Origin of the sequence: uncultured Draconibacterium sp. (assembly GCF_913060805.1) — a bacterium.
Classification (GTDB): Bacteria; Bacteroidota; Bacteroidia; order Bacteroidales; family Prolixibacteraceae; genus Draconibacterium.
On sequence record NZ_CAJXTC010000006.1, the window covers coordinates 177,450 to 191,149 of the forward strand.

At 42.4% G+C, this 13,700-nt stretch carries 11 protein-coding genes; 10 read left to right on the plus strand and 1 reads right to left on the minus strand.

The genetic code is table 11. The annotated features are described in order from the left end of the window. Nucleotides 1-21: 21 nt before the first annotated feature. The gene (locus QZ576_RS05485) at nt 22-903 is read right to left on the minus strand and encodes an ATP-binding protein (protein ID WP_297094885.1); all 882 of its coding nucleotides are present in this window, start codon (nt 901-903) and stop codon (nt 22-24) included. Nucleotides 904-981: 78 nt separating this feature from the next. On the opposite strand from QZ576_RS05485, the gene QZ576_RS05490 reads away from it, so the two are divergent. From QZ576_RS05490 to efp, 10 genes are all read left to right on the plus strand, one after another. Next, nucleotides 982-1,659: a Crp/Fnr family transcriptional regulator gene (locus tag QZ576_RS05490; RefSeq protein ID WP_297094887.1), complete on the plus strand. Its 678-nt coding sequence runs from the start codon at nt 982-984 to the stop codon at nt 1,657-1,659. Next, nucleotides 1,652-2,389, plus strand: coding sequence for a peptidoglycan editing factor PgeF (pgeF, locus tag QZ576_RS05495; RefSeq protein ID WP_297094889.1), 738 nt, complete (start codon nt 1,652-1,654; stop codon nt 2,387-2,389). Before QZ576_RS05490 ends, pgeF begins: the two co-directional genes overlap by 8 nt. A gap of 68 nt (nt 2,390-2,457) precedes the next feature. Next, complete coding sequence (locus QZ576_RS05500; protein WP_297094891.1) at nt 2,458-3,318, plus strand: type IX secretion system membrane protein PorP/SprF; 861 nt, start codon at nt 2,458-2,460, stop codon at nt 3,316-3,318. Between the two features lie 594 nt (nt 3,319-3,912). Further along, on the plus strand, nt 3,913-6,990 hold the full coding sequence (locus QZ576_RS05505; RefSeq protein ID WP_297094892.1) for a DUF2723 domain-containing protein: 3,078 nt from the start codon (nt 3,913-3,915) through the stop codon (nt 6,988-6,990). 26 nt (nt 6,991-7,016) lie between these two features. Next, nucleotides 7,017-8,285, plus strand: a complete 1,269-nt coding sequence (gene purD / locus QZ576_RS05510) for a phosphoribosylamine--glycine ligase (protein WP_297094894.1) — start codon at nt 7,017-7,019, stop codon at nt 8,283-8,285. 97 nt (nt 8,286-8,382) lie between these two features. Next, nucleotides 8,383-9,378, plus strand: coding sequence for a DUF6427 family protein (locus QZ576_RS05515; RefSeq protein ID WP_297094896.1), 996 nt, complete (start codon nt 8,383-8,385; stop codon nt 9,376-9,378). Beyond that, nucleotides 9,378-11,027 carry a carbamoyltransferase C-terminal domain-containing protein gene (locus QZ576_RS05520; protein WP_297094898.1) on the plus strand — a complete coding sequence of 550 codons (1,650 nt, stop codon included), beginning with the start codon at nt 9,378-9,380 and terminating at the stop codon, nt 11,025-11,027. Before QZ576_RS05515 ends, QZ576_RS05520 begins: the two co-directional genes overlap by 1 nt. A gap of 183 nt (nt 11,028-11,210) precedes the next feature. After that, nucleotides 11,211-11,924 carry a tRNA (adenosine(37)-N6)-threonylcarbamoyltransferase complex dimerization subunit type 1 TsaB gene (tsaB, locus tag QZ576_RS05525; protein ID WP_297094900.1) on the plus strand — a complete coding sequence of 238 codons (714 nt, stop codon included), beginning with the start codon at nt 11,211-11,213 and terminating at the stop codon, nt 11,922-11,924. Next, nucleotides 11,921-12,655 carry a DUF3108 domain-containing protein gene (locus tag QZ576_RS05530; protein ID WP_297094902.1) on the plus strand — a complete coding sequence of 245 codons (735 nt, stop codon included), beginning with the start codon at nt 11,921-11,923 and terminating at the stop codon, nt 12,653-12,655. The genes tsaB and QZ576_RS05530 overlap by 4 nt, the downstream gene beginning before the upstream one ends. A 93-nt stretch (nt 12,656-12,748) precedes the next feature. Further along, on the plus strand, nt 12,749-13,318 hold the full coding sequence (gene efp, locus QZ576_RS05535) for an elongation factor P (protein ID WP_297094903.1): 570 nt from the start codon (nt 12,749-12,751) through the stop codon (nt 13,316-13,318). The last annotated feature ends 382 nt before the right edge of the window (nt 13,319-13,700 follow it).

The window sequence follows — 13,700 nt, forward strand, 5'->3', positions numbered from 1 at the left end:
ATCACAACTTAATTGGGTATCTTAGATCCATTCCTCCGAAAGAATGTCTCCTTTAATTCCAATCACAACTTCTTTAACGGGTACCTTTCTTGATGCCATTTGAGTGGCCATTTTTACCATTTGCGACAATCCTCCGCAACATGGAACTTCCATAATTACAACGGTTATGGTGTTTACTCTTGATTCATCAATCAGTTTTACCAGTTTCTGAATGTAAATGTCAGTTCCCTGATCGAGTTTTGGGCAGGCGATTACCATTTTACGGCCTTTTATAAAGTCGTTGTGGAAATTGCCGTAGGCAAAACCTGCGCAGTCGGCTGCTACCAAAAGATCGGCGCCTTTAAAATAACTGGCTGCCGGATTGATCAAATGCATTTGTACCGGCCATTGGGTAAGTTCCGACGGTGTTTCTGTGGCAGGAGCGGCCATTTTTAAACCACCTGCATCGAACGACATTGGTGCCGATCCCGGACATCCTCCGGTAGCGCAACCACCACCCGAAGCTTGTTCTTCTTTAGCTCCGTGAAGTAATTCATGCACTTCGCTGATTTGGAATGGCATTGCCTCGCGATTTGCTTTAATAAAACCGAGTGCTTGCTGTAAGTAACCGGTTTCGTTATGATCCTGCAAATGTTTCAGGTGCGCAAACATGGTTGCTTTTCCCTGCTTTACCATTTGCGAAATAGTGGCAATCTCGTCGTAAGCATCAGCTTCGCGCTCTTCAATGGTAATCGCTCCTTCCGGACAATGGCCAATACAAGCACCGAGTCCATCGCACATTAACTCACTTATAAGTCGTGCTTTGCCATCGATTATTTGCAAAGCTCCTTCGTGGCAGTTCGGAACGCAGTTGCCGCATCCGTTGCACAATTCGTCGTCAATTTTAATTATCTCTCGTATCATCTTTCTTGTTCTTTTCTTTAAGTTTACGCAACAAAAGTAGGTCACCGGCGTTAGGCAAAATGTACCAATTGTTACAAAATGATAGATTATTCAATTCTTGTTAAAAGCCCTTTGTTTGGTGGCATTCCTGAGGAGGAGTGCCGGGCGTTGTTCTCAAAAATTCATTACCAGGTACGTAAATTCGAGAAAGATGCGATAATTGTTCAGGGAGGCGAGGAAGTCACCAACCTGTTTGTTGTGCTATCAGGCAGTGTTCGGGGCGAAATGATCGACTACTCGGGGAAAACGGTTAAGATCGAGGACATTGAAGCGCCGCGCCCCTTGGCAGCTGCTTTTTTGTTTGGTAAAGAGAATAAGTTTCCGGTTACGGTAACTGCCAATAAAAAGTCGGAGTTGCTGGCCATTCCCGTTGTTGAATTTCTGAAATTGTTGCAGTTAAACACGCGTTTGCTGCGTAACTATTTGAATAACATTTCAACCCGTGCGCAGTTTCTTTCGCAGAAGTTGCATTTTCTGAGTTTTAAAACCATAAAAGAAAAGGTTGCGCATTTTTTGCTTCAACAAGCAGGAGACCGGTTTCATTCGTTTGAACTAAAAAATACACAGCAGCAACTTGCCGAACTGTTTGGCGTTACACGACCTTCACTGGCACGTGTTCTTGGCGAAATGCAAAACGAGAACCTGATAAAAATTGAAAAGAAAACCGTTACCCTGCTCGATAAACAGGGATTAAACAGCTTATTAAAAAATGGATAGAAAACCGGATTTGATCCGCTACAACATATTTCAAGCGTTTCCGAATATTTGTGCTTTTACCACCACAAAAAGTACTTTGCCGATTGATCGGATACGTTACAGCAATGTGCCCGAAAACAAAGCAAAACTGGCCGATGTTCTGGCCCTGAAAACGAATCAGATGGTTTACCCCGATCAAACGCACAGCAGTTGTGTGGCCGAAATTCAGGAAGCACCATCGTCCGTAATTTCAGAAACCGATGCACTGGTTACCAATCAAACCGGGCTGTGTTTGTGTGTGCAAACGGCCGATTGTGTTCCGGTGTTGTTGTTCGATCCGGAGGCAAAAGTTATTGCTGCCGTTCATGCAGGGTGGCGCGGTACCGTTGGTGGGATCGTTGAAAAGGCGATTGAAAAAATGTCGAATAATTACGGTTCATCTGCTGAAAATATTGTGGCTGCAATTGGCCCGTCAATCAGTCCTGAAATTTACGAAGTGGGCGATGAGGTGGTTGCCGCCGCCCGCAAATCGATTCCCAACGTTGAATTAACGCTTCACAAAAACGGTATGGGCAACTATCATTTCAACCTTTGGGAAGCTAACCGCCAGTTGTTGTTGAAAAATGGGGTATCAGTTCAAAATATTGAGGTGCTGGGTGAGTGTTCCTTTTCAGAAACCAAAAAATATTATTCGGCACGCCGCGATGGGATTGATACCGGGCGAATGGTTTCGGGAATTATGATTTTGTAACATAATTTAAGAAATTGTTCAGCAAAAAATCAATAAATTAGCGCCCAAAACAATAACATTAACCCAAAATGAAAACTCAAAACACTGGTTTATTCCCCAAAACGATTCTCATTATTTTAATCATTTTTCTTTGTTCTCAGCAAAAAAGCAGCGCCCAGGAAGGAGCTTATTGGATGGGGCTATCATCTAAGAACCCGGCACTTATAGGTACTCCGTCAGACTGGGTTTGGGGCATTGCAGAGTTTGCTGATATACCAAATTACGATGATGCCCTTAACAGCTTTGCATTAATTGCTGACTACACCATTTCGCAAAAGGCAGGAAGTATAGGTGCAAATTTTATTCGTACTAAAATAGGAGATGATAAGGCATTTTTGGCAGAATTGCTATATGCATATACGCTTACACGAAAAAAGAACAGGCAATGGAATTTTGGTGTATTGACAGGTGTTGAGGGGCAAGAAAGTGATTATAGCAGCTATGGTTATGGTAATCCGAAAGCAAGTTATCTGAAAACAAACCTTGGTACTTTATATCGTTCGCGAAAATTAGATTTAGGGCTTAGCTATGCTTTTTTTAATGAGTTAAATAACGAATATAGTTCAGGTAGTTTAATTGATAACTATGTTACTTTTATTACTGCTTACCGCTTTTATATAAAAGAAAAGTTTGTAATTGAGCCTAACCTTAGACTGGACTTTTTTGGTGAAGGCGACAATGATGGTTACCTGGGAATTCATACCGAGTACGACAATATAGCCTGGTTAGGGTATGAAACTAAAGGGGCTGACGGAGTAAATTCTATTTATACAGGGGCAGATGTTTCAAAACGATTCAGGATTGCATTGAGGTATTCTTTTTCCGAATACTACCAGCAGCTTGGAAGGTCAAAATATTATCAATTCACGCTGGGATACAAATTGAATTAGTAAAGCCATCTTTTCGAAGTGGGAGAACGGTGTAGGGACTTGCAGTGAAAGTATAAACAAAGTGCGTACCTTATTTTTTATTCGGAGGCCTTACTTCAGATTATAAAAAACAAAGCTAGCGTAATTCTATCCAACGCTGGCAAGCCGGTAGCCCTGTTTTTTGTCCCGAAAAACATGGATAGGTATTACATATCTTTGGATATTGACTCAAAAAACAAGGATAGCAACACCATATCCAGGGATATGACCATAAAAAAGTGGGCTGGCGACATTCTGTCTTTGGATATTGTCATTCTATCCAAAGAAATCATCACCATATCTTAAGATATTGCGACTGTATCCATTGATTTTACTGGGATTTAGCCATTAAGGATAATAATGGAATGTTTCGAAGTCCCGGCTCTCAGGATGTTTCTCTGCAATTCGATATCCTGAGTTTTCGTTGATAATTTTTTGAGGCAGTTTAATCGCTAATTACCAACGCACGTTAATAAGCTTTAAATTGCCCTTTAACTCTCTGAGTTTTCAGCAAAAGCCTTATCTTCGCAACTATTAAAAATTTCGAACATTTACGCTTTCAGAAATCACTTGAATATGAAGCAATACAGATTGTTTAATATCGTCTTTGGCTGGGTTAGTTTTTTAATTGCAGCCATTGTTTATTTAATGACCATTGAACCCACTGTAAGTTTTTGGGACTGTGGCGAATTTATTACAACAGCATTTAAATTTGAAGTAGGTCACCCGCCGGGAGCACCGATCTTTATGATAGTCGGACGGTTCTTCACCCTGTTTGCCGGCCCTGAAGGCGCCGCAAAAATGGTAAATATTATGTCTGCCCTTGCCAGTGCCGGAACCATTATGTTCCTGTTTTGGACCATCACCCACCTGGCAAAAAAGATAATGGTAAAAGCCGACGAGGTTTCTCTTGGGCAAACCATTTCAATATGTGCAGCAGGTTTGGTGGGAGCTTTGGCTTACACTTTCTCCGATACCTTTTGGTTTTCAGCAGTTGAAGGCGAAGTTTACGCCAGCTCATCGTTGTTAACCGCTGTGGTATTCTGGGCCATTTTAAAATGGGAAAACGTTGCCGACGAAAAATATGCCAACCGCTGGCTGATTTTTATTGCTTACGTAATTGGCTTGTCAATCGGAGTTCACCTCTTGAACTTGCTGGCTATTCCGGCCATTGTTTTTGTCTATTATTTCAGAAAATACGAAGTAACCCGCAAAGGAATTATCTGGGCTTTAGTAGCGTCGGTAGTGTTGCTGGGAGCGATAATGTATGGTATTATTCCGGGATTTGTAACCATCGCATCGTGGTTTGAGTTGATGTTCGTTAACGGTTTCGGGTTGCCTTATCACTCTGGAGTTTTCTTTTATGTTGTGCTGGTAATTGCCGCTCTTGCCTTTGGTATTTACTACACGCATAAAAAGCAAAAAGTGGTTTGGAACACCGTTTTGCTGGGTATCACCGTAATTCTTATCGGTTATTCGTCGTTTGCCATGATTATAATTCGCTCATCGGCTCAACCGCCTATGGATCAGAATAGTCCGAATGATGCTTTCTCGCTGCTGGGTTATCTAAACCGCGAGCAATACGGATCGCGTCCGTTGTTTAGCGGGCAGTACTACAATACGCCATACAAAGTGGGCGATCGTTTTACTGAAGGAAGCCCCGTTTATTCGCAAATCGACGGGAAATATGAAATTACATACCATCGTTTTAATCCTAATTACGATGAGAAATTCACCACGTTTTTCCCACGTATGTGGAGCTCGATGGATCCGCAGCATGCACAGGATTATCAGCAGTGGGCACAAATAAAGGGTACGCGTATTCAGCACCGCAACGAGCGTGGCGAGGTGGAAACAATTGTAAAACCAACCATGGGCGAGAACCTGCGGTTTTTCTTTTCGTACCAGGTGAATTTCATGTATTGGCGCTACTTTATGTGGAACTTTGTGGGGCGCCAAAACGATATTCAGGGGCACGGAGATATTCTCCACGGAAACTGGCTGAGCGGTGTTAAATTTCTTGATGAAGCACGTTTGGGCGATCAGGATAATTTGCCTGCCGAACTGGCCAATAACAAAGCCCGAAACACCTATTTCTTCCTGCCGTTAATTCTCGGAATTCTGGGCATCTTTTTCCAGTTCAACCGCGGTCAGGAAGGCCGGAAAGGACTTTGGGTGGTATTCCTGCTATTTGTATTAACAGGTTTGGCCATTGTAATTTATCTGAACCAGTATCCGCACCAGCCGCGCGAACGCGATTATGCTTATGCCGGTTCGTTCTACGCTTTTGCCATTTGGATTGGTTTGGGAGTGCTGGCCATTTCTGAAGCTTTGAAAAAATATATTCCTGAAACGCTTGCCGGAGGAATTGCCGGTGTGGCAGCACTGATTTTGGTTCCCGGAATTATGGGGGCACAAAACTGGGACGACCACGATCGTTCGGGACGTTATACTGCCCGCGATTTTGGGGCAAACTACCTGAAAACATGCGAGCCCAATGCGGTGATCTTCACCAACGGCGATAACGATACTTTCCCGCTGTGGTATAACCAGGAGGTTGAAGGTGTTCGGACCGATGTTCGTGTGTGTAACTTAAGCTATCTGCAAACCGATTGGTATATCGATCAGATGCGCCGAAAAGCATACGATTCAGAGCCTATCGATTTTACGTTAAAACCAGATCAGTATCTTTTAGGAACCCGCGACGCGGTTTATTTACTCGATGATTCGCGCATTAAACGCGATTACATCGGATTAAAAGAAGGTATTGATTTTATTGCCAACGATAGTCCGGCGACCAAACTGCAGCAGGCCGACAATGCGGCTTATCTTCCGAAAAAGAAAATTCACTTTAAGGTGGATAAAGAAGCGGTGATTAGAAATAAAGTGGTTGCACCGGAAGATTACGACAAAATTGTTGACGAGATCGTTATTGACTTGTCTGGCAAAAGTATGTTGTCGAAAGATGAAATGATGGTGCTTGATATGCTGGCAACGAACAATTGGGAACGTCCTATTTACTGGTCGATTACCGTTGGTCGCAGCAAATATCTGAATCTTAGCGATTATTTCCAGGTGGAAGGTTTCGCATTCCGTTTGGTACCGATTAAAACGCAGAGTAATCCGCAACAACTGAAGTTTGGTCGCGTAAATACTTCAATCATGTACGATAACCTGATGAATAACTTCAAATGGGGTAACATGAACGATCCGGAAGTATACCTCGACGAAACCAACACCCGCATGATGACCAACATCCGCAACAGTTTTAACCGACTGGCATCGGCATTGGTTGAGGAAGGTAAAAAAGATTCGGCCATTGCAGTTATCGACCGATGCAACGAGTTGTTGCCAAACAGCATTGTGCCTTACGAATATTTTGCATTGGAATTGGCCAATAGTTATATCCAGGCCGGTGCAAACGATAAAGGTCTTGAAATGGTTGAAACCGCGTATGGCCAATTCAACGACGAACTGAATTATTATTTCTCGTTACAGCCGAAGTTTATGGCCGGTATTGGCGAAGAAATTCAGCGCAAACTGTTCTACTTGCAGCAGCTGCAACGTACCGCCGCAAATGCGGGTAACGGCGAATTATCAGAACAAATTGGCGGAAGCCTGCAAAGCTATTTCGAACGATTTAGCAACATGTAATAGTAAAAATTAAAAGCAACATACTGATGAATATTTTGATTGTAGGCTCGGGAGGAAGAGAGCACGCTTTGGGATGGAAAATAAAACAAAGCGAAAAAGTAGATAATTTGTTTTTTGCACCGGGAAATGCCGGTACATCTGAATTGGGAACTAACCTGGATGCAGGAGTTTCTGATTTTCAGAAAATAAAAACACTGGTGCTTGAGAATAACATCGACCTGATGTTGGTTGGCCCGGAAGTGCCGCTGGTTGAAGGATTGCACGATTTCTTTGCTGCTGATCCTGAACTGGCTTCGGTAAAAGTTGTTGGTCCGAAAAAAGACGGTGCCGAACTGGAAGGAAGTAAGGACTTCGCCAAAGCTTTTATGGATCGCCACGCTATTCCTACAGCAAAATATTTTACGGTAACTGCCGATAATGTGGAAAAAGGAGTTGAATTCCTGACTACCATGAAATCGCCGTATGTACTGAAAGCCGACGGTTTGGCTGCCGGAAAAGGTGTGTTGATCATCGACTCGCTGGAAGAGGCACAAAGTTCGCTGAAAGAAATGCTCGACGGACAGTTTGGCGAAGCCAGCAGCAAAGTGGTAATCGAAGAGTTTTTAAGCGGAGTGGAAGTTTCGGTATTTGTTCTTACCGATGGTAAAGACTACAAAATTCTTCCCGAAGCAAAAGATTATAAACGAATTGGCGAAGGCGACACTGGTTTGAATACCGGAGGAATGGGAGCGATTACTCCTGTACCGTTTGCCGATGCTGTTTTCATGGAAAAAGTAGAGAAGCAAATTATCGCACCAACAGTTTCTGGTTTGGCAAAAGATGGAATCGACTACTGTGGTTTTATCTTCTTCGGACTGATCAACGTAAACAACGAACCATATGTAATTGAATACAACGTACGTATGGGCGACCCGGAAACGGAAGCTGTAATGTTACGTGTAAAATCGGACTTTGTGGAGCTACTCGACGGAGCCGCAAGCGGAACACTCGGCGAAAAAGAGATTGAATTCGACGATCGTGCTGCAGTAACTGTAATGTTGGTTTCTGGCGGATATCCCGGAGACTATGAAAAAGGGAAAGTGATTACCGGAACTGAAAAGGTAAACGACAGTATCGTTTTTCATGCAGGAACAAAACAAGCAGGCGACGATGTGGTTACTGCCGGAGGTCGTGTGATCTCGGTAAGTTCGTACGGAACCGATATGAAAGATGCCCTGGCCACTTCATTTAAAAATGCCGCGCATATCGAATTCGAAGGAAAATATTACCGCAAAGACCTGGGATTCGATCTGTAATCCTGGCTGAAAAAAAGATCCCGGACTTTGGTTGTTTTAATTGGATGGCCAAAGTCCGGAGTCTCGGAAACCCTAAAGTTTTGAGAAGCAAAACGACATGATATTAAGTAAGTTAAAGTCGAATGGTTCTGTAAGTTTGTTCCTGGTGCCTTTGGTAACAATTGCGCTGTGGTTAAAGAGTTTGCAGCATCCGTTTGCTTATAACTATTTTCCGGGCGAAGATCAAAACATACTTTTTAATTTCATCTACCAACTGGTTGACGACAAACCTCTGGTACAGGTTATTATCGGAATTGTAATGGTCATTTTGTTGGCCTATACCATGCAATTGGTAAACGACCGATACATGTTCATCCGCATAAAAAGTAAGCTGCCGGCTTTGTTGTTTGTGGTTATTGTGGGTGGTTTTGTGCCGATGCACACTTTGCACCCGGTATATTTTGGCGCTTTATTTATGCTGCTTGCCGTTTACCGCCTGTTTGGCATTTTTGAAACGAAGAAAGCCTATTCTTCCACTTTTGATGTAGGTTTTTTGCTGGGAGTGGGAGCCCTTTTCTATCTGGATGTTGCAGTGCTGATACCTGCATTTATTGTTGGAATAGCCTTGCTGGGCCGTGAAGTTGGCTGGCGCGAATTTACCACCTTGCTCCTGGGTTTTGCACTTCCGTTTGCCTTTGCTGCAGCCTATGCTGTGTTAACCGACAGCTTGCCCGAGGTACTGAATATGATGAAAGAAAGTATTGTTACTCCCGTTAATCATTTCCGTTCAAATACTCCCCTGCAGGTTTACCTTGTAGCGCTAATTTTATTTACTATTGCCGGAAGTATCGGGATGTTCGGGCAGTACGATACGAAGAAGATCAGCTCGCGAAAATACTTTACTGTATTTTTCTGGATCTTTATCTTTTCGCTGGCAGGATTTGCTTTAAACCCGGTAACCTCACAGGAAATGCTGGTTATTACGGCAATCCCCGTTACCTATCTCATTGCTAACCATTTTGTGTTTATGAAAAGCCGCTTCTGGAGCGAGTTGTTTTTTATTCTTTTATTGCTTATTGTTGTTTCAATGCAGTTCTCTTTCGATTTATTTTGATGGACAAGAATAAGCCAACATTAGCGATTTATGGTATTCAGGATCGGTTTGATTATGAACACCCGTTTTATGTGCACGACCATAATCTGGCCCTGATGCAAAACGGAAAAGTGGAGTGGTTTCTGCAGCAGGAACGGATTTCGCGCCGTAAACGAGATAATTCGCTTCACATACATCTGAAATCGATTTTAAAGGAAAAGAAACTATTGGGTAAAGATTACGACCTGTTTTTTGTAGATAATGTGGTGGGGCGAACCTTTCTGTTACAAAGTGGCGAAGTGCGGTTTGAAGCGCCGTTAAATAACGAATTATCCACCGATCTGGAAAAAGGAAAATGCTGGTGGTTTGGCGAAGAAAAAGAAGCGTGGGTGTTGAACCATGAGCTGGCACATATGTTTTCGTGCCTGCCATTTTACGGAAATTTGCAGGATAACAGTTTGCTGGTTCACTTTGATGGCGGTGCCAGTTTAAGCAATTTTTCGGCAGCAGTTTACAAGAACAATCAGTTGGACTGGATTGAATACCACTGGGATTTAAAACCGTACTCAACGCTGTTTAATGCCAACGCACTGGTGTTTGCAATAATCGGGGCAAAGCTGCCCGAACAAAATGCCGTTCCCGGAAAATTTATGGGATTTTCAGGGCTTGGAAATTACCGGTCTGAGTTGGGCGACTGGTTAAAAAGCAACAATTTCTTTCAGGATATATGGGGAAAAACATCGGTGTTTTTCGAGGCTGCCAAAAAAGAATGGGGAGTCGATCTGAAATCGTTTAACCAGAAAGACCCTTTTATTCAGGATGTAGCAGCTACTTTGCAGGAGCTTTTTTCGCAGGCAATATTGAATAAACTTAAAGAGCTTCAGGAAAAAACCGGTGCTGAAAATTTGTACTACACCGGCGGGTCGGCATTAAATATTGTCGCCAATACACGCATTGTAAACAGCAAAGTCTTTAAACAGGTTTTTATTCCTCCGTGCACCGAAGACTCTGGTCTGGCGCTTGGGGCAGCAGCTTTTGCAGAGTGGAAAAAACACGGAAAAGTTGAGGCACATTCAGCGTATTTAAACAACTGGGGAATTGAAAATTATAAAGCTGATTTCTCAGAAGAAACAATTGCCGAAGTTGCTGAACAATTGGCCGCAAATAAGCTAATCGGCATTTGCAATAACTTTGGCGAGGCCGGGCCGCGCGCTCTGGGAAACCGTAGTATTTTGGCTTTTGCCGGATCAAAAGAACTGTCGAAAAAACTGAGCACTGAAAAGAAGGGCCGCGAGTGGTACCGTCCGTTGGCGCCGGTGGCTTTGGAAGAAAACGTAAAATACTTTACCGGGCAATCGGAAGTTCATCCGCTATCGAAATTTATGTTGCTCGACTTTGCTGTGCTTCCCGAAAAACAACAGGAAATAGCCGGCGCAATTCACGCCGACGGAACGGCACGTTTCCAAACTATTTCAAAAGAAACGGATAACCCGTTTTTGTTTGCTTTGCTGAAACAATTGGATGAAAAAAACGGTATAAAAGCGCTGATAAATACCTCATTTAATGTCGGTGGCGAACCCATCGTTCATACAGAAGAGGATGCGCTGCAATCGGCAAAAAAAATGCAACTCAACGGCGTAGTTTTAAACGGAAAGTTTGTTCCGCTTTAATACCGATTTAACAACAAAATGTCGCATATCTTCACTTTGTTCAATCTGCTCCTTTGTTGTATTATCGGCATTAACTCCCGAAAAAATTTCGGGACAGGCTATTGTAAACATTTTATTGCCATGCGGCATTTAAAAGTACAATTGGTATAACTATTTTTGCAGAACTTTGTTAATAGGATTCAAATGGCAATAATTTTAAATATCGAAACATCAACCGAAGTTTGTTCGGTTTCACTGGCTGAGAACGGTAAAACACTTTACCAAAAAGAGAGCACCGAAGGATTGAATCATTCGAAGTTGCTCACTGTTTTTATTGAGGATCTTTGTAGCGAAAATAATTTCGACATCCATAAAATTGATGCGGTGGCCGTAAGTAAAGGTCCGGGTTCGTATACCGGTTTGCGCATTGGCGTGTCGGTGGCAAAAGGCTTGTGTTACGGATTGGGAAAACCGCTTATCGGTATTGGTTCGATTGAAGCAATGGGACATTATGTGGCCGAAAACGCCGGCGAATTCTACCAGGCTGTTGATGGGGAAGAACTGTTGTTCTGCCCAATGATTGACGCCCGCCGCATGGAAGTTTACACCGCCCTTTTTGAAAAAGGAGGAACGGAAATAACAGAAGTTACAGCCGAAATTATTGATGAGAACTCTTTTGCAGATCATCTTCGAACAAAAAAAATATTGTTTTTTGGAAATGGTGCCGACAAATGCCGCGAAAAAATAACGCATGCAAATGCCTTGTTTAACGGGCCCGATAAAACAACGGCACGATTTATGCAAAATCTGGCAGAAATTAAGTACAACAAAAAGGAATTTGAAGACGTTGCTTATTTCGAGCCCTTTTATTTAAAGGATTTTGTAGCAACCATTCCGAAAAACAAAGTATTAAAATGAACAAGTTTTTCTCCATACTGATTGTTTTCTTCCTGGCAGCGCAAACCGCAAGTGCCGAGGATATTTCGATAAAGTTCAACCTGAAATTTAGTTTTGTAAAAGGTGGCGAAGCCGAAATGACGATCAGTGATACGGTTTTTAACGACCGGCCCGCCATTCATTACCACGTAATGGGCAAAACAACGGGATTGGCCAACAAACTGTATGGCGTTTACGATATTTACGAAACCTACGTTGATGCCGAAACCCGCCTTCCGGTAAAAACAATCCGAAATGTAAAGGAAGGAAGTTACCGTCGTTACACGGAAACGCTTTTTTATCACGATGTTGATTCGATAAACAGCAGTCGTAGCGGCTGGCGTGCTGTTCCCGATGATCTGCTCGACCTGGTTTCGGTGTTCTTTTATTTCGTTCATAAAAATCCATTCGAGAATCTTCAGCCCGGCGATGCAGTTGTTTATCCAACTATAAATGCCGATAAAATATCGGATGTGTCGATACAATATTTGCGCGACGAAAAGATTAAAACCGATGTTGGAACGGTAGATTGCCACGTATTAACACCATCGGTTCGGAAAGGGAAAGTACTTGAAAAGTCTGACGGAGTGCGGTTTTACCTGGCAAAAGAAGACAAGGTGCCGGTTTACATTGAGTTCGACATGCGGGTTGGTTCGCTTAAGGCCGTTATACAACATTATAAAATTAATGGCGTAGAACAAAGTTTAAAGTAGATTTTCGGCTTTTTAGTAAAAGCATTTAGAAATGCTTGATTTTTAACGGATTTAATTATTTTTGCACCGCATATAAAAAGAAATTAATTTATCATGGCTTCTACAGCAGATTTTAAAAATGGAATGTGTTTCTTGTTCAAAGGTGAAATCTACACCATTGTATCATTCCTTCACGTAAAACCGGGTAAAGGTCCCGCTTTCGTACGTACAAAACTTAAAAATGTAAAAACCGGAAGGGTAATTGAAAATACATTTAATTCAGGTGTTAAAGTTGATGATGTTCGTGTTGAGCGTCGTTCGTACCAATACTTATATCGCGATGATATGGGATTAAATGTAATGAATACTGAAACATACGAGCAGATTTCTATTCCTGAATCGATGGTTGAAAACAACGACCTGATGAAAGAAGGACAGGTAATTGAAATTCAGTTTCATGCCGAAGAAGAATTGCCTTTAACAGCAGAAATGCCCGACAAAGTTGAGTTAACAATTACTGCAACCATTGAAGGTGAAAAAGGTAACACTGCCAGCTCAACAGCTTTAAAACCGGCAACTGTTGAAACAGGTGCTGAAGTTATGGTGCCAATGTTTATTAACGAAGGCGACGTAATTCGCGTAAGCACTGCCGACCGTTCATACAGCGAGCGTGTAAAACAGTAAACAAATTTACGCTAAATAAAAAAGCGGGCTCTGGATTTCCAGGGCCCGCTTTTTCGTTTTAAACGAAAGTGGAACGACAACTTTATGCCAATTTATTTCGTATAACAAAGAGCTACATGGCAAAGGCTTTGTAGGCAATTTTTTCATAGTAAACCCTGTTTGGTTAGGGAGAGTGTTCCGGCCCTGTAAGAGGCCGGGATACTTTTATTACACTACTATCTTTTTCCGAAAGCCGCTTGAAAATCTATAGCAAAATCTGGTTCAAAGTTTATTGACTCACCCTAACTGTGACTTCAACACAATCGTCCCTCTCTATTCTTATGAAACAGACAAGGGATTAATGTAATTTTGTAGGTACTCTTTTTCTTTTTTTATTACAGCA